General features: G+C 34.4%; 16 protein-coding genes, 1 tRNA gene and 1 pseudogene. 10 read left to right on the top strand and 8 right to left on the bottom strand.

Translation table 11 applies throughout. From position 1 onward, the window contains the following. Nucleotides 1-4 precede the first annotated feature (4 nt). Nucleotides 5-1129, top strand: a complete 1125-nt coding sequence (locus tag DKK79_RS06460) for a contractile injection system protein, VgrG/Pvc8 family (RefSeq protein ID WP_110423386.1) — start codon at nt 5-7, stop codon at nt 1127-1129. A gap of 259 nt (nt 1130-1388) precedes the next feature. Further along, a complete protein-coding gene (locus tag DKK79_RS06455) occupies nt 1389-1607 on the top strand; it encodes an ogr/Delta-like zinc finger family protein (RefSeq protein WP_082205083.1) in 219 nt (72 codons plus the stop codon). Nucleotides 1608-2100: 493 nt separating this feature from the next. On the opposite strand, the gene DKK79_RS06450 is transcribed toward DKK79_RS06455, so the two are convergent. Then, a tRNA-Ile gene (locus DKK79_RS06450) sits at nt 2101-2177 on the bottom strand. 220 nt (nt 2178-2397) lie between these two features. Here DKK79_RS06450 and DKK79_RS06445 point away from each other — a divergent pair. Then, entirely contained in the window at nt 2398-2757 is a 360-nt protein-coding gene (locus DKK79_RS06445) for a DUF4156 domain-containing protein (protein ID WP_110424043.1), read from the top strand. A gap of 59 nt (nt 2758-2816) precedes the next feature. Here the strand turns inward: DKK79_RS06445 and serC are convergent, their stop codons facing one another. The 6 genes and pseudogenes from serC to DKK79_RS06415 form a co-directional block, all read right to left on the bottom strand. Beyond that, nucleotides 2817-3902 carry a 3-phosphoserine/phosphohydroxythreonine transaminase gene (gene serC, locus DKK79_RS06440; RefSeq protein ID WP_110423385.1) on the bottom strand — a complete coding sequence of 362 codons (1086 nt, stop codon included), beginning with the start codon at nt 3900-3902 and terminating at the stop codon, nt 2817-2819. Between the two features lie 157 nt (nt 3903-4059). Continuing rightward, nucleotides 4060-5436 carry an argininosuccinate lyase gene (gene argH, locus DKK79_RS06435; RefSeq protein ID WP_110423384.1) on the bottom strand — a complete coding sequence of 459 codons (1377 nt, stop codon included), beginning with the start codon at nt 5434-5436 and terminating at the stop codon, nt 4060-4062. A gap of 244 nt (nt 5437-5680) precedes the next feature. Then, nucleotides 5681-6892: pseudogene (locus DKK79_RS06430) on the bottom strand (argininosuccinate synthase); the annotation flags it as partial. A 107-nt stretch (nt 6893-6999) separates the two neighbouring features. Further along, nucleotides 7000-7779, bottom strand: a complete 780-nt coding sequence (gene argB / locus DKK79_RS06425; protein ID WP_110423382.1) for an acetylglutamate kinase — start codon at nt 7777-7779, stop codon at nt 7000-7002. 51 nt (nt 7780-7830) lie between these two features. Continuing rightward, nucleotides 7831-8841, bottom strand: a complete 1011-nt coding sequence (gene argC / locus DKK79_RS06420; protein WP_110423381.1) for an N-acetyl-gamma-glutamyl-phosphate reductase — start codon at nt 8839-8841, stop codon at nt 7831-7833. Nucleotides 8842-9039: 198 nt separating this feature from the next. Next, complete coding sequence (locus tag DKK79_RS06415) at nt 9040-10503, bottom strand: aminoacyl-histidine dipeptidase (RefSeq protein ID WP_110423380.1); 1464 nt, start codon at nt 10501-10503, stop codon at nt 9040-9042. A gap of 149 nt (nt 10504-10652) precedes the next feature. On the opposite strand from DKK79_RS06415, the gene gpt reads away from it, so the two are divergent. The 7 genes from gpt to proA all read left to right on the top strand — a co-directional run bounded on the left by gpt (nt 10653) and on the right by proA (nt 16841). Further along, nucleotides 10653-11183 carry a xanthine phosphoribosyltransferase gene (gpt, locus tag DKK79_RS06410; RefSeq protein ID WP_110423379.1) on the top strand — a complete coding sequence of 177 codons (531 nt, stop codon included), beginning with the start codon at nt 10653-10655 and terminating at the stop codon, nt 11181-11183. Nucleotides 11184-11215: 32 nt separating this feature from the next. Continuing rightward, nucleotides 11216-12469 carry an esterase FrsA gene (frsA, locus tag DKK79_RS06405; RefSeq protein ID WP_181415252.1) on the top strand — a complete coding sequence of 418 codons (1254 nt, stop codon included), beginning with the start codon at nt 11216-11218 and terminating at the stop codon, nt 12467-12469. 26 nt (nt 12470-12495) lie between these two features. Next, entirely contained in the window at nt 12496-13605 is a 1110-nt protein-coding gene (gene proB, locus DKK79_RS06400) for a glutamate 5-kinase (RefSeq protein WP_181415251.1), read from the top strand. 345 nt (nt 13606-13950) lie between these two features. Then, entirely contained in the window at nt 13951-14376 is a 426-nt protein-coding gene (locus tag DKK79_RS06395) for a hypothetical protein (RefSeq protein WP_110423376.1), read from the top strand. Between the two features lie 220 nt (nt 14377-14596). Beyond that, on the top strand, nt 14597-15022 hold the full coding sequence (locus DKK79_RS06390) for a hypothetical protein (protein ID WP_110423375.1): 426 nt from the start codon (nt 14597-14599) through the stop codon (nt 15020-15022). 24 nt (nt 15023-15046) lie between these two features. Beyond that, nucleotides 15047-15577 (top strand): hypothetical protein, encoded by a 531-nt coding sequence (locus DKK79_RS06385; protein ID WP_110423374.1) that lies wholly within the window; start codon nt 15047-15049, stop codon nt 15575-15577. 10 nt (nt 15578-15587) lie between these two features. Then, nucleotides 15588-16841 (top strand): glutamate-5-semialdehyde dehydrogenase, encoded by a 1254-nt coding sequence (proA, locus tag DKK79_RS06380; protein WP_110423373.1) that lies wholly within the window; start codon nt 15588-15590, stop codon nt 16839-16841. 52 nt (nt 16842-16893) lie between these two features. Here the strand turns inward: proA and trhP are convergent, their stop codons facing one another. Next, entirely contained in the window at nt 16894-18231 is a 1338-nt protein-coding gene (trhP, locus tag DKK79_RS06375; RefSeq protein ID WP_110424042.1) for a prephenate-dependent tRNA uridine(34) hydroxylase TrhP, read from the bottom strand. Between the last annotated feature and the right edge of the window lie 424 nt (nt 18232-18655).

Raw genomic sequence — 18655 nt, 5'->3', positions numbered from 1 at the left:
CAACATGGCAAAACCATATTTTAAAATTATCTTATTAGATGATGAGCAGCGAGAAGATATTACCGAAAAATTTGATAATCGTCTTATATCAATGACAATTGTAGATAAAAATGGACTTGAAGCAGACACAATCACTATAGTCATTGACGATTCCGATCAGAAAGTCAATTTGCCTAAAAAAAAGGCTAAATTAGAAATTACCCTTGGTTGGAAAGCGGATAAGCCAAAAACCACGATTGACGATGAAGAAGCGAAAATCTTTGAAGCAAATATAAAAAATGTATTTACCATTACGCAAATTACCCATTCTGGTACACCAGATATCATTACTCTGCAAGGTTCAAGTGCCAATCTAATAGACGGAGCCGCCCTAGAACCTCTGGAAAAATCTTATGAAAACCTCACCCTAGGCGAGATAATCGCCCAGATTGCTATACGCAACAAGTTACCGTATCGCTTTGATAAATTGATAGGTTCTAACTTCATACCACATATTGACCAAATGAAAGAATCAGATAACTCATTTCTTACTCGATTAATCAATGACTATGGAGGGGGCGTAACGATTAAAAATGATATGTTAATCGTGTTTAATAAAGGTCAAGGGATGACCGTAAATGGCAAAAAAATCCCAACGGCTAAAATCAAAAGAGCATCTGGAGACAAGCACAGCTACACATTCCTTGATACTCCATATTTAGGTGTAAAAGCCTATTGGTATAATTACAAAAAGCCAACAAAAAAACCATACAAAATTGTTAGTAAACAACAAATTGAAAAAAGTAAAGTTCACATTGCAAAGTCAAAACCAAAGAAACTCAACGAAAAAGAAATCAAAGAACTCAAATATGTTTATGCCAATGAAGAGAGTGCAACAGCAGCAGCAAAAAGTGAATTGAAAAAAATTGAACAAGGAATAGCACAGTTTAAACTCAAACTTGCTTTAGGCCGTCCCGACCTATTTAGCGAAATGCCGGTTGAAGTAGATGGATTCAAACCAGAAATAAACTCAACAAATTGGACTATCGCATCATGTACACATTCATTAAGTAAAGGTAGTGGATTTACTACTGAATTAGAATTACAAATAAAACCTGAAGAAGAAAGTTACGAAAATATCTTAAAATAGTGCCCACACAATACAGTAAACCAACTTAAGTTAAGTTTAAGTTTGTTTTAAATACTTAGCAAATGATGACTCTTACCAAGAGTCATCCATTAAACCCAAAAAAAACAGATAAAATCAATAGATAACCAAGTTATCGCTCAGCTAAACCTCATCACCAATTAACAAAAGACATGGCAAAAAAATAAAAATAGAAAAACACTAGACTTAAACTTAAATTAATGTAAAATTAACTAAAGTTTAATTCAAAGAGGTTAGTCACATGAAATGTCCACATTGCCGAAACAAAACATTTATCCGATCTAGTGAAGAAATAAGCAACTTAACTCGCAAACAGTATTACCAATGTTCCAACATATATTGTGGACATACTTTTACTGCAATGCAATCAATCTCAGAAACGATTGTACCAAGCGCAATCCCAGACCCAAAAGTCAACATCCCAATATCGCCATACAGCCGACACGCCAAAAAAGCCTAAACCATCACCAGATTGCACCTCACAGCAATCTGGTGCCCTCTCCCAATCAAAACATCTACTAACGACATAACTAATATCATTATAAACAGATAGCTTTAATATTGGACTACCAGCCATAATTGCAGAGGAACAACCTAATTTACTAAACGAAAATACCTAACCACCACATTAATAACTACTAACTACTAACTACTAACTATTAACTATTAACTATTAACTATTAACTATTAACTATTAACTATTAACTATTAACTATTAACTATTAACTATTAACTATTAACTATTAACTATTAACTATTAACTATTAACTATTAACTATTAACTATTAACTATTAACTATTAACTATTAACTATTAACTATTAACTATTAACTGACAAGATTAAAAAGTTAAAACGAAAAAAATCAACCGCCATTTTATCGCCATAGCCAAAAATAACACATAAAAGAAAACATTATTAAAATAGATAACTGATTGAATTTAAAGGCATTTGATGGTGGCCCCTACTGGACTTGAACCAGTGACCAATCGATTATGAGTCGACTGCTCTGACCAACTGAGCTAAGGGGCCTCTTTTGAGGTGCTACTGACTTAGTAGGGTTGCGATTATAATAGAGTTAAATTGAATTTGCTACATTTAATTAACAAAATAGGTTGATTTGCTTAATTATTAAACTAACATCTATCAGAATATCATCATTTTTAATAAGCGATATTTTTTAGTTAATTAACCTGATACAATGCTTTTAACAATTACTACTAATAATCGTTATATTGGTTGGGGAAATATTATGTCTATCAAAAAAATTCTTTTTATGAGCGCAGCTTTATCTACTGCATTGTTTTTAAATGGTTGTAGTAACTCAAATTACCAAGCCACTTCAGCTGGTCGACAAGTGCAGTTCATTGATACCAAACCTGCAGCAAATTGCCAATTCATCGGCAAAGCTGAAGGCCGTCGTGGCACTTTCTTTTCTGGTTTAAAAACCCATAGTGAGTTAATTCGTGATGCAGCAACAGATCTGATGAATAAAGCGGCAGCAATGGGCGGTAATGTGATTTATAATGCGCAAGATGCATCTTTACAATATGTTTCAGATATTGCTCCGACAGATGCCGTGATGACTGGTGAAGTCTATCGTTGTAAATAAAAAATCGTCAATAAAAAAAGGGATACTGTTATCCCTTTTTAATTAGCTTACCAATATTATTAACCATTTTGCTTTTCAAATTGTTTCATAAATTCAATCAGGTATTTAACACCATCGATATCCATTGCATTGTAAATAGATGCCCTCATTCCGCCAGCGATTCGATGACCTTTGATACCAATAATATTTGCTTGAGTTGCCTCGCTAACAAATTTTTTATCAAGTTCTTCGTTTGGTGATAAGAAAGTAACGTTCATAATTGAACGATTAGGAATGGCTACAGTATTGTGATAAAAACCGGATTGATCGATAAACTGGTAAAGTAATTGTGCTTTAGCATGATTTCGCTGTTGCATAGCAGTTAATCCACCCAAATTTTTGATCCATTTAAACACTAAGCCTGACATATACCATGCAAATGTAGGTGGCGTATTAAACATCGAATCATGATCCATCAATAGTTTATAGTCTAATACTGATGGTAATACCTTTTGAGCATGGCCAATTAGATCTTCTCGAACGATAACAATTGTGATCCCTGAAGGACCAATATTTTTCTGGGCACCGGCATATATAATACCATAACGACTAACATCGATAGGTTGAGACAGAATACAAGAAGATAAATCAGCAACAACTGTTTTATCGCCAAAGTTTGGTTGTTCGAATATTTCAATTCCGTCGATAGTTTCATTAGGGCAATAATGGACATAAGCACTATTATCACTCAATTGCCATTCAGACATCGGTTTGATTGAGGTTATTCCATCATTTTTAACAACCACATTTTGTTCAATCACATTACAGTATTTGGTTGCTTCTTTGGCTGCACATTGACTCCAATAACCACTATTAATGTAATCGGCATCTGTTTTATTGCCTAATATATTTAATGGCACAGCAGCAAATTGTGCCCTAGCTCCACCTTGGCAAAATAAAATTTTATAATTTTCTGGTACCTTTAAAAGATCACGAAGGTCATTAGTTGCTTCAATTGCACATGCATCAAAATCTTTACCTCGGTGGCTTAATTCCATCACCGATGCACCTGTATTTTGCCAATTTAATAATTCAGCTTGTACTTGTTTTAGAACATCTGCAGGAAGTTTTGCTGGACCTGCACTAAAATTATAACTTTTCTTCATTGCAATTCATTTTCATCCGTCAAAAATAGAAAATCTATTTTTACACTCTATTTACCGATATACAATCAATTTTTTTATCCAAAAAAGTTGCAAATCGTTTTTTTGCAGCATAAAAATGCCGACTAAAGTCGGCATTTAGAATAACTCGTAAAATTAATTATAGTGAAAGTTGCTGCTTGGCGTTGTCAATTGCAAATTTGACCTGTATAGGCGATACCCCACCTTTAGCAGATCGTTTAGCTAAGCAAGATTCCAACGATAAAATTGGATAGACATCATTTTCAATAACATCACTAAATACTTTTAATTCTTCAAGCGTTAATTCTTCTAGTGCTTTTTGCTTAGCTATCGCAGCTACAACTGCTTCACCAACAATGTGATGAGCTTGCCTAAATGGAATACCTTTAGCAACCAGATAGTCAGCAAGTTCTGTCGCGTTAGAGTAGCCTTGTTTAGCAGCATCTTGGCAATTTTGGTAATTAATTTTAATATCCTCAAGAACCAAAGCGGCCATATCTAAACACGCTTGCCAAGTATCCAATGCGTCAAACAGATGTTCTTTATCTTCTTGTAGATCCTTATTATAGGCAAGCGGTAAGCCTTTAAAAGTCACCATAGCACCGGTTAATGCGCCGACTACTCGTCCTACTTTACCTCGAATAAGTTCTAAAGCATCAGGATTTTTTTTCTGAGGCATTAATGATGATCCTGATGTTACCCGCTCCGATAGTTCAACAAAATTTGCTTCACCACTATTGAAAATAATTAAATCTTCAGCAAACCGAGATAGATGTACCATACCTATAGAGGCATTATTAAGTAATTCTAGAACATGATCTCTATCTGATACCGTATCTAAGCTATTATTCGTTGCAGTTGAGAAACCTAACCAATTAGCTAGTTGCTCGCGATCCATTGGATATGCTGTACCGGCTAACGCTCCACATCCCAAAGGACTAACATCCAAGCGTTTAAACGTATCTTGCAAGCGACTTTCATCACGCGTTAACATTTCATAATACGCCAAGCACCAATGCGCAAAAGTGACGGGCTGAGCACGTTGTAAATGAGTATAACCAGGCATAACCGCATCTTGATGTTGCTCTGCGGTAAACACTAAGCGTTTTCTTAATTGATTAATACCAGAAATAAGATGAGCAATTTCAGCTTTACACCATAATTTAAGATCGGTGGTTGATTGATCATTGCGACTACGGCCAGTATGTAATTTTTTGCCTAAATCGCCAACTTTTTCAATGAGTTTTTGTTCTACCCAACTATGAATATCTTCCGCATCACTTTGTAGAATCTGCTGCGGATCTTGCCGTACTGAATCTAATAATTCGTTTAAGGCTTTTTCAAGCTTTTTTTGTTCATCATAAGATAAAACGTCCACAGTAACCAATGCTTTAGACCATGCAATTGATCCAATGATATCTTGCTCTGCAAGCCGATAATCAAAGCGTAAAGAATCATTAAAATGTTTAAATTGCTGATCCGCAGCTTGGCTAAAACGCCCACCCCATAATGCCATAATTACCTCAAATGTTATTTTCAATCAATCCTAAACGATTTAAATTTTATCGTTTTTCTAATAATGTTAATGATAAATTAAAATGCAATAATACGATAAAAAATATATACAGACTAAAGTCTGTATATATTGTGTGTTATATCTTACTAAAAAGTATTAAAAATTACTTTTTACTTTTAGTATTGCTCTTTGAATTTGTAGTTTCTTTTACTGCCACTTTAGCTTTTTTGGCCGGTTGATTTTTCTTACCTTCATTTAATGCTCGAATACGTGAAGATAGTGAAAATAAACGAATAAATCCACCCGCATGGCTATGATCATAAACTTCATCTTCACCAAAAGTTGCAAACTCTTCGCTATATAAGCTATTTGGTGATTTCTTTTGAACAGCTGTTGCATTTCCTTTGTAAAGTTTAACGACAACTTCACCAGTCATATCTTCTGCCAATATATCAGCCGCCGCTTGAATAGAACGACGATATGGCGCAAACCAACGACCATCATAAACAACATATGCCATCTCTAAACCGAGTTGTTCACGCCATTTGAAACTATCACGATCTAAAATCAGTTGTTCTAAACCTCGTAATGCGGTCATCATGATTGTCCCCCCCGGGGTTTCATAACAACCACGAGATTTGATGCCAACTAGACGGTTTTCAATGATATCTACACGACCTACACCATGTTTGGCACCAATTTTATTGAGCGTGGCTACACAGTTATATGGTGATAATTTTTTACCATTAACAGCAACAACTTCACCTTTTTCGATACCAATGGTGACAAGTTCTGGTGTATTTGGCGCATCTTCTGGTGACACTGTCCAAGCCCAACAATCCGCATTAGCTTGATTCCAAGTACTTTCAAGTACACCACCTTCAGTAGAGATATGCCACGCATTCTCATCACGGCTATAGATTTTTTCAACGGTTGCTGTTGTTGGAATTTTTCTTACTTTTAAATAATCAATTAAAGCTTCGCGTGAACGTAAATCCCATTCACGCCAAGGTGCAATAACTTTAAGTTGCGGTGCTAAAGCGGTATAGGTTGTTTCGAAACGGACTTGGTCATTACCTTTACCAGTTGCGCCATGGCAAAGAGTGTCAGCGCCAATTTCTAATGCATATTCAACTTGCGCTTTGGCAATAATTGGGCGAGCCATCGAAGTTCCAAGATAGTAAGTTCCTTCATATAACGCGCCAGTTTTCAAAACAGGGTAAACATAATCTTTAACAAATTCTTCTCGTAAATCGACAACTTTGCACGCTACTGCGCCAGAAGCTTTGGCTTTTTTCTCGACATCTTTTAGTTCTTCAGGATCTTGACCAACATTAGCGACTAATGCGTAAACTTCACAACCGCCATAATTCTCTTTTAACCAAGGAATAATGGCTGATGTATCTAATCCACCCGAATAGGCTAAAACCACCTTTTTTGTTGCACTTTTTTTCATGTTATACCCTTTCTTAATTTACTGACGAAAAAAATAAATGATTTAAAGATTAAATAAAGTATATTTAATAACAAATAAACCCACTTAATATACTAATTGATCTATATTTAAGCAATGATTCTTGTACCTGTTATTCCCGATTTTCCATTAAATAATTCAATGAGTTTATCTGATTCTTTCCAACTGGCTATATCAATTGGTCGTCCGAGCGTTTTTGCTGCTTCAAAGGCCGAATTGACTTTGACTATCATGCCATCAGTGATAATACCTTCGGCAATGAGGTGATCAGCTTCAGCTTGTGTTAATGATGCAATTAGCTGTTTGTTTCCATCTAACACTCCAGAAACATCAGACAACAAAATTAAATCAGCATCTAACGTTTTTGCTAATGCTACGGCAGCGTGATCGGCATTAACGTTCATCATCTTACCTTCATCGGTAATTCCAATTGAACTAACAATAGGTAAATACCCATTATCAAGTAGCAAATTGACTAAAGTTGGATCGCCGACTTCAGCTTCACCTACATAACCTAACTCTTCAGAAATTTGCTTAACTTTGACACTATCACCGTCAGCTAAACACAGACCGATACTTGGAATTTGTAATTTTTTGGCTTCCGATAATATTGTCGTGTTGGCACTCCCTGCAAGACTACCAACAATTACATCAATCTGATCAGCTGGAGTAACACGTAAACCATTACGACGAACCACCGGTAATGAAAGTCGATCCATTAATGCATCAACAACACTACCACCACCATGAACAATAATTAAAGGTCGTTTAAAATTTTTTTTATATTCGCTAATGACAATGAATAATTTACTTAACACATCTTTATTATCGAGTAAAACACCACCAAACTTAATAATTAAAGGTTTCATTTTTCTTTCCTATCCATTTTAATATGAGTCATCTTGTATAATATTATCAATTTATAACAAGGCTGTTGTTTCATCAAAGCCAAATCGAATATTCATACACTGCACAGCTTGTGCTGCGGCACCTTTTAATAAATTATCTTCTACTGAAATTAGAATTAGATGTTGCCCTTTAAGCACAAAGCCAATATCACAATAAGGCAGACCAATTACTGATTTTAATGCAGGCCAATCTTTTTGATAAACTCTTATTAACGGCTTATCTTGATAATATTTGTTTAACGCGTTAAGAATATCATCTGATGTTACACCTGCTTTCACCAAGCAGGTAATGGTGGCATGAATACCCTGCTTAAAACAGCCTAGGTGAGGCGTAAAAATAATTTCTTGCCCTAAATGTGTTGCAATTTCAGGTTGATGGCGATGAGTAAATAGTCCATAAGCATGTAAACTGACTTCACAAAATATATTATTAATTGAGGGTTTACGACCTGCACCACTCACACCACTAACGGAATTTATAACAGGCCACTGCCTTTTGTCTAGTAAGTCTTCTTCGATTAATGGTTTTAATGGCAATTGTGATGCGGTTGGATAACACCCCGGAACTGCTATTAATTGCGCCTGTTTTATTGCCTCAAAATTCCATTCAGCTAATCCATAAACAGCTTTATCCAACCATTGTTTATGCTGATGTTCAAAACCGTAAAATTGAGTATAAAAAGATGAAGAATTAACCCGAAATGCACCGGATAGATCAAAGACTGTACAGCCTTTTTCTAAGAAATATGGCGCTATATCATGACTAACTGAGTGTTCGGTAGCTAAAAAAACAATATCAATATCGTTAATGAGAGATGAATAATCAGCGGTAGCAATTAATGGTAAATCCACCACACCTTTTAATTGCGGATATAAATCATAATCCGAAATCAGCTTGCCACCATCAAGACTATTTTCTGAAACGGTTAAAGCCACCAACTCAATATTAGGATGCTTTGTTAAATAATATGCTAGTTTTGCACCTGCATATCCACTTGCTCCAACAATGATTGCTTTCAACATATCTTTCCTTATTCATTACTATTGATTTTTTTTGGCATTATAGTAGGCTTTCTAAAAAAACAAAGCAAGTAAAAAATGAATTTTTATTCACTTTTTGTGAATTTATTTTCATATAACAAGGTTTCAATCATTGAAAAAGGCGATGTAAAGGTAGGATAATTCCTCCTACCAACTTATTAATAGGAGGAATAACAGTGATTATTTCAAATAACAGGCCGATTTTAAGATAGCAATTAATAATTCCCAATAACGGTAAACACTTTGAATATTGACCTTCTCATCAGGTGAATGTGGTGACACAATAGTTGGCCCAATTGAAATCATATCCATATGTGGATAAGACTGTTTGAATAATCCACATTCTAAACCAGCATGAATGACCATAATTTTAGCTTGTTTTGAGAAAATCTCTTGATACTTATCCTTTGCCAATTGTAATAGGCTAGAATTTAAATTCGGTTCCCAACCTGAATAACCACCGCTGATCTCATAATTAGCGTTTACTAATTGACTTAACGATATTAAGGTTGAAACTACAGCATCTTTGGCACTATCAACTTGTGAACGAATTAAAAAATTCACGCTTAATTGGTTATCACTAATAGTGACAATACCTAGATTTAAAGATGTCTCTACCACGCCGTGAATCTGATTGCTCATACTGATCACACCATTAGGTGCAGTATTTAACATATTGATGATTTTATTTTGTTGTTCAATGGCGATAACCCGTTTAACATTATTTGTTGTAACTTCTTTTACCGTCAATTCGATATCTGGTTCAACTTGACCAAACTCATTTTGTAAAACTGATTGGTATTGTTTAACTATCTCAGCTAATTTAGGTAAATCTTGTTTATTTAAAGTTAATTCAGCAAAGGCTTCTCTTGGAATTGCATTACGTAATGAACCACCTCTAATATCAGCTAATCTAAATGAGATATCTTGTCCATACTCAGCTAGCAATCTCGCCATTAATTTTATGGCATTACCACGCCCCAGATGAATATCACAACCTGAATGACCACCTTTCAAACCTTTTAACCCAAGTTCAATATAGCAATCGTGAATTTCTGGCATTACCGCATAAGTAATTGCAAAATTAATTGAGAAATCTATACCACCCGCGCAACCTGTAAATATCTCACCTTCATCTTCAGAGTCAGTATTGATGAGATAATGGCTTTTTAACCAATTTGGTTGAAGACCAAAAGCACCATGCATGCCAGTTTCTTCAGAAGTAGTGATTAATACCTCTAGTGGACCATGTTCAACAGAGGGATCAATTAATACCGCCAGCGCAGAAGCAAGACCAACACCATTATCAGCGCCTAATGTTGTTCCTTTGGCTTTAACCCATTCACCATCTACATAGGCTTGAATAGGATCGTTTAGAAAATCGTGCTGCGTACCTTCATTTTTTTGAGGAACCATATCCATGTGAGCTTGTAAGGCGATAGATGGGCAATTTTCCATACTTTTAGTTGCAGTTTTGCTTAATAAAATATTTCCAGTTTTATCAAGTTGACAATCAATGTGATGAGATGCTGCAAAATCGACAATATACTTAGTTATCATTTGTTCATGATGAGAAGGATGGGGAATTTTACAAATATCATTAAAAATCTGCCAAACAAATTTTGGATTTAAGGTCGATAGCATATTTTATCCTCAATATTAGGTGGGTAAAAAATTAATGAGTGATTTTTTTATCTAATCACTCTATAATAAGGTGCAATTTTACATCTATTTTAAGTCCATTAATATTAATTTATTGAATTCGTTTATTCGATTAAAATTGCAGGTTACACATGTCAATAGAACAAAATTTAACAGAAGAACAAATCAAAGCCCAAAAACAGCATAAAGCAGAGATCATTGCTGAAAAGAAAAAATTCAACGTTACTTGGGAAATGCTTCAATCTTATGGGCGTCAACTTGCTGAAAGATTATTACCCGCCAACCAATGGAAAGGTATTATCGCCGTTAGCCGAGGTGGCTTAGTTCCTGCTGCAATTCTAGCTCGTGAACTGAGTATCCGTTACGTTGATACCGTCTGTATTTCAAGTTATGACCACGATCATCAACGTGAAAAGTTAATCTTAAAACAAGCTAATGGTGATGGCGAGGGTTTCATTGTGGTTGACGATTTAGTTGATACCGGAAGCACTGCTCACACTATTCGTGAAATGTATCCGAAGGCCCATTTTGTGACTATTTTCGCAAAACCTGCTGGCAAACCATTAGTTGATGACTATGTTATCGATATTGCTCAAGATACTTGGATTGAACAACCATGGGACACTGGTGTAATGTTTGTTAAACCAATAAGCGATCATTAACAATTTAACATTTTTACAAGGTTGCCATGGTTATGACTGAAAACCTGTCAGAAAAGATATTCAAACCACAATATGACTACCCTGAAACGTCATCGCTGATCAAACGATTAGATAGTAGCAATGGTAGCTGTACAAGCCCATTTGATGGTGAAATTGATTCAAAGTGGTACCGAATCATTAACCCTATTTTATGGTATTGGCGAGGTTTGCCTAAATTAGAAACCGAAGCGGTTTTATCACAAATCGCTATATCGACCAAACGACATACCGATGATAAATGGCTAGATACAGTTATTGGTTATCAACCTGGCAATTGGATTTATGAGTTTTTAAATCAAGCAGCAAAATGGCAAGCCAAAGCTGATGCGATAGACCAAACAAACTTATCTGAAGAAGCTAAAAATAATTTACATCAAGATTATTTAATTGCAAGCGAATATGCAAGTATCGCAAGTTATCCTCATTTTAAAAATGATGAACTCGCGATGTATGCACAAACTTGTGCATATCAAGCTTATATGAAAGCACTTGAGTATTCGCCTTACACGACAAAACAGATTGAATTTAAAGTTGAAAATCGTAGTATTAAAACGATTTTACATTTACCACAAAATTGTGATGGTGTATGCCCTGTCGTCTTAGTATGTAATGCATTAGGGAATCTACAAATCGATTATTATCGTTACTTTAGTGAATATCTTGCTCCACAAGGTTTTGCTATGTTAACGGTAGATTTACCAACGGTCGGATTTAGTCGAAATTTTGTATTAACCCAAAATAGTAGCCAAATTCATCAAGCTATTATCGAACAATTAGCAACAGTACCATGGGTAGATAGTAATCGTGTGATAGTTGCGGGATTCCGTTTTGGTTCGCATATTGCAACTCGCCTTGCCTATTTAATGCCCAATAAAATAAAGGGACTTTTCAACTTCACCCCCTTTGTACATCAAATTTTTGTGGATAAAACTTTACAACAAAATTTACCTAACTGTTATAAAGACATGTTGGCTTGTCGATTGGGTTTAACATCTGTATCAAATCAGCAATTAGCGGCAGAATTGAACTATTTTTCGCTTAAAAATCAGGGATTATTAACTCGTTCCTGCCCTGTGCCTATTATGAATATTATCTTTGAAGATGATAAATTGAGTAATATAACTGAGGCGAAATTAATTCAATCTTCAAAACAAAGTAAAATTGTGACTATTGCTAAAACACCGTTACAAAAAAGTTTACAAAACGCTTTAACACAATCAGTTAAATGGATGGAATCTATTTTGTAATAAATGATTTAAATAAGAGTATTGCTATGAAGAATAAAAAACAACTAACGGTCGTTGTTAAGCTAGGTACTAGCGTTTTAACCGGTGGTACTAAACAGTTAGATCGTGCTCGAATAGTAGAGCTGATTCGACAATGCGCTTATTTACATCAAAATGGTCACAAAATTATTATCGTTACTTCAGGTGCTATCGCTGCCGGCCGAGAATATCTAAACTTCCCTAACCTTCCTAATACCGTTGCATCAAAACAGTTACTTGCCTCTGTTGGTCAAAGCAAACTTATCCAACTTTGGGAACAATTATTCTCTATATATAAAATTTATATCGGTCAGATGTTATTAACACGGGCAGATTTAGAAGATCGTGAACGTTTTTTAAATGCACAAGATGCCCTAAAAGCGATGTTAGATAATAATATTATTCCAGTTATCAATGAAAATGATGCGGTTGCCACTGCGGAAATTAAAGTTGGTGATAATGACAACCTATCAGCACTGGCCGCAATTTTAGCTGAAGCCGATAAACTCTTACTACTAACCGATATAGAAGGACTATATACAGCCGATCCGCGAACCGATCACGACGCAAAATTGATAGAAGAAGTTTCTCAGATTGATGATAGTTTACGTAGCATTGCTGGTGATAGTGTATCAGGTCTGGGAACAGGTGGTATGAGTACCAAAATCCAAGCAGCTGAAGTAGCTGGTAGCGCGGGTATAGAAGTAATAATTGCTGCCGGAAGCAAAGAAAATGTGATTATTGATGCCGTCAATAATCAATCTGTGGGTACCCGTTTTTTACCGCAAAAAACACCTTTAGAGCACCGCAAACATTGGTTATATGGTGCTCCAAATGCAGGAAAAATTATTCTTGATGATGGCGCTATTAATGCTATTTTAAATAATGGTAGTTCGCTCTTGCCAAAAGGAATTATCGCGGTTGAAAAAGATTTCTCACGAGGAGAAGTAATTGATATTTGTGATAAGTCTGGAAGACGAATCGCACGAGGTGTAAGTCGTTATAATAGTGATGCATTAAAACAAATTGCAGGCCATCACTCACGACAAATTAGCCAAATCATCGGCTATGAATACGGCCCTGTTGCTGTACATCGAAATGATATGATTATTAAATAACTAATAATAAGAAAATAAAAAATGGGGCTGGCTATAGGTAGTGTAATAGCTAACTGGTTTGGTGTATTAATCGTTTATATGATCTCACTCGACGATGAAATTTATGGAAGTTTGTTATCTATTGCATGTATATCAGCATTAATAAGTACGATAGGAATATTATTTGTAGGAAATAATAAAAAATAGCAAGTATTTTAATTATTATTAGCAGCATAATATTTGTCCCTTTGGGATTTATTGGGATTTTTGGCGCTAGAAAAATAACTGATCTTGCTAATGAAAAAACATTAGAAGAGAGACGCAATTCATAAAATAATATGAATATTATTTTTTTAAGGATAAAAAATGGAATCTCAAAATCAAAATATAAAACAATTTAAAGCTCGACGTCACGTCATACTTTTGATAATAATATGTATTATAGCATTTTTCATTATGTTAATGTTTCCTGTAGAAACAAATGTATGTGTAGGAGTGCCGATAATCCTCGTATTTATTCGTGCTATTTGGCAATTTAATATGATTTATATCGAAATTGGAGATGATTATATTATTTTTATACCTACGGCACCTCTAGGAAGTGCGGCGCGTATGCTTTTTGAAGAAATCTCATCAATTAGTTATCAAAAAAATAAAGTAATTATTAATTACAAAAATGAAATTAGTCATAACGAAAATACTGTAAAAATACCTTTAACAGTTATGGAAAACAAGGAAAAAGAAAAACTTTTAACTACTTTACATACTGTATTAAAAGATAAGGAGCAATAAACTAATAAAAGTTATGATTTAGAGCAAAGATTAAAACATCTTTGTTCTCAACTTTTTTTATTAATTGATGTCTCCACATTAGGAAAGTGATGCTTTTTGGGTACAAATTGTAGATCATCATTCACAACAAATTAGTAAGTTATTGGTTATGAATATGCATCTGCTAATGTATATCGCAATGATATGATTATTAAACAATAAATCTAGGTAAAAATTAAAGATGGACTCTAAAAATCAAAGTGTTAAAGAATTTCACGCTCGAGGTTATATTTTACCAATAGCCCTAATATTTCCAGTTCTACTATTGCCTTTAACAATAAGCCTCGAATTTATCATAATAGTTCTTGGTTTGATTATATTTCTTTCAATTTTAATATTACTTCAATACAAGATGGTTTATGTGAAAATCGGTCATGATTTTATTACATTAAAACCAACAATAGGAAGAATGAAGCAAACGGTTCTTTTAAAAAATATAACCTCGGTAAGATATGAGCCTAAATGTGTGCATATCAATTATTTTAGTAAAATCAAAAATGCAGAGTTAACATTAAAAATATATACCAATCAGTTAACGTCTAAAACTAAAACTGAGCTTTTAAACACCTTACATACCATGTTCAAAGATAAAGAAAAAAGAAGCTAATATAAATATTAAAAGGTTATAAAATTGAGTATTGAAATTAATAGTTATCACGAAAAATGGCAAAAAGATGATCAAGATTTAGTCTTTTATCGGCGTAAATACATCAAAACTTTTATAATAATTCTACTTGTTTGCTTTATTGCTTTCTTTATTTTCTCACACATAATCGCAATCCCTTATCACTTCGGATTAGTTTTATTGTTGATGATTGTTTTTTTGTTATTGCAGTGGGCAGAAAAATATATCATTTTGGGTAAAACATTTATCAGTATTAGAAATAGCCAGTTTACTGTCACGGATCTTATCCTTTTTACACTGTTTTTTATTGTTTATGTATTTCTAAGAAGAAAAGATAACAATAAAATGACCTGTATTCTGTTTAAAAATATTATTAATATCTCAGAAAAAAATCCTAATACTATAATAATAAAATACAAGATAAACAATATTATTGAGGATTATGTTATTGACCTTAATATGATGTTGGATTCAGAAAAACAATTATATTTAGAAAAAATGCAAACTATTAAAAAACTTTGTAAACAAAATCAATAAAGGTTAAGTAATGATAAACGAAATGGGAAAAGCAGCCAAACTTGCTTCATATCGATTAGCACAATGCTCGACGAAAACTAAAAATCAAGCTTTGATTAATATTGCTGAGTTATTAGAACTCAACGCTGACAAAATTCTTAAAGCTAATCAGAAAGATATGACTATAGCAAAGGAGCTAGGATTAAGTGATGCGATACTTGACCGTCTGCTATTAAATTCAGAACGAATATCATCTATTGCCAATGATGTCCGAAATATTCTTTCTTTGACTGATCCGATTGGCCAAGTTATTGATGGTTCGACTTTAGCAAGCGGATTAAAGTTACAACGTCACAGAGTCCCTTTAGGAGTGATTGGCGTCATATATGAAGCCCGTCCTAATGTGACAATTGATATTGCCGCTCTCTGTTTAAAAACCGGCAATGCAGCCATACTGCGTGGTGGAAAAGAGACGGTTAATACTAATGCCGCTATCATAGCTATTATCCAAGAGGCATTAAAGCAAGTTGGTCTACCTGAAACAACTATTCAATCTATCGATAATCCCGATAGGAAATACATCACTGAACTACTTAAACTGGATAAATATGTTGATATGATTATTCCTCGTGGTGGTGCTGCTTTACACAAACTTTGCCTTGAACATTCAACCATACCTGTGATTACAGGTGGTATTGGGGTTTGCCATATTTTTGTCGACGAAAGTGTTGATTTTGATAAAGCTTTTCCAATAATACTTAATGCTAAAACTCAGCGACCAAGTACCTGTAATACCGTGGAAACGTTGCTTGTTCATACCGAAATTGCTAACACCTTCTTACCAAAACTTAGCCAAATCATGGCTGATAACCAAGTCATATTACATGCTGATGCCGATGCTTATAAAATCTTAAATTCAGGGGTTGCTAATGTATTTCCTGTTAAGGATGGCGAACTTAGACAAGAGTGGCTTTCCAAAGATCTGAATATTGTAATTGTAGACTCACTTGAATTAGCTGTTGAACATATACGTGAATATGGCAGTGGTCATTCAGAAGCCATTCTGACTCGCAGTTTATTAAATGCTGAGCAGTTTGTTAACTTAGTGGATGCAGCTGCGGTTTATGTCAACGCATCAACGAGATTTACTGATGGTGCGCAATTTGGTTTAGGCGCTGAAGTTGCAGTTAGTACACAAAAATTACATGCCAGAGGACCGATGGGTTTGGAAGCATTAACGACTTATAAATGGATTGGTTATGGCGAAGATTTAATTCGTCAGTAGAGATAACAACTAACTGTTCAAAAATCTGAACAGTTAGTTATAGTAAAAAGGATTAATCAAAATTACGCATTAAAAGCGCATAATTCAAATCAATATCTTCGGCAACAGGAATATAAACAATGTGACCATCACCAAGGCCAGCAGGAACTGGTTGTCCTTTTTTATTTTCCATTCGTTTAATAATAAAGGTCATATTACCTTTAGGAGTCATCATTTCAACACTATCCCCTACTGAAAATTTATTTTTTACAATAACTTCAGCTAATCCATTTAAACGTTGACCACTAAACTCACCAACAAATTGCTGTCTATCAGAAACTGAGTGACTATGCACATAATTTTGCATATCTTCATGTTTATGACGACGTAAAAAGCCTTCGGTGTAACCTCTATGAGCTAATGAATCAAGTTCAACCAATAATCGAGGATCAAATGGTTTACCTTCACTGGCAGCATCGATAGCTTGACGATAAACTTGAGCGGTTCTAGCACAATAATAAAACGATTTGGTTCGCCCTTCAATTTTAAGTGAATGTACACCTATCTTGGTCAAATCTTCGACTAATTCAACCGCTCTTAAATCTTTTGAATTCATGATATAAGTACCATGTTCATCTTCAAAAGCTTGCATATATTCACCGGGACGCCCCGATTCTTCTAACATAAAAACTTGATCAGTTGTTGTGCCAATGCCCAAAGTAGGTTCAACTTGTTGTACAGGAATTGGCTCACATTTATGCACAATCTGCCCTACTTCATCTTCTTTACCTTCGGACACTTTATACTCCCAACGACAAGCATTTGTACAAGTACCTTGATTCGAATCACGTTTGTTAATATAACCCGATAATAAGCAACGTCCCGAATAGGCCATACAAAGCGCACCATGAATAAAGACTTCAAGTTCCATTTCAGGTACTTTTTCTCGAATTTCTTTAATTTCATCGATGGATAATTCTCGTGACAACACAACACGCGTTAATCCCATCTTATGCCAAAATTGTACCGTTGCCCAGTTAACCGCGTTGGATTGCACAGATAAGTGAATTTCCATCTCAGGAAAATGCTCACGAACCAACATAATTAAACCTGGATCAGACATGATAAAAGCATCTGGCTTCATATTTACGATTGGCTCTAAATCACGAATAAAGGTTTTTAATTTCGAATTATGCGGTGCAATGTTCACAACTACGTAAAACTTTTTACCTTGAGCATGAGCCTCGCTGATGCCGATAGCAAGATTTTCATGGTTAAATTCATTATTACGCACCCGTAAACTATAACGTGGCTGACCGGCATAAACCGCATCGGCACCATAAGCGAATGCGTAACGCATATTTTTAAGCGAACCAGCAGGTGAAAGTAATTCTGGTTTTGGATATAACATTGTCATTAAAAAATGCCTCTGATTTCAAGTCAGTATTACCGATAAAGTAATAGGTTAAGCAAAATAGGATGGGCATTTTACGCTTTAGCTATAAGATTGGCAAATTAATTGTAGTTGCTATGAAGAATAATAAAATCTCAATGACAAACAAGAAACAATAATTGGTTGAATATAAAGTATAAAGTTATGTCATAATTTTAAATAAAATAGCGAAATTTTTTTAAATCGAACAAAAACATAAACAATAAAATATAGATGAAACACTATAAATTTGTGACTAAGATCACATAGAATTATTATAACGCCCAATATTTTTTAGTTTTTATTACTTATATTTGTGCAAAACCACATAGCATAACCAACAAATTCAATAATAAAATTAGTGCAACTTTTTTTAATAGTCATAAAAAACATGAGGAATATT

Source organism: Gilliamella apicola (genome assembly GCF_003202915.1).
In the GTDB taxonomy this organism is placed as follows: Bacteria; Pseudomonadota; Gammaproteobacteria; order Enterobacterales; family Orbaceae; genus Gilliamella; species Gilliamella apicola_Q.
Note: the sequence above shows the minus strand (reverse complement) of the source record. Positions and strands in the feature narration are given on the sequence as shown.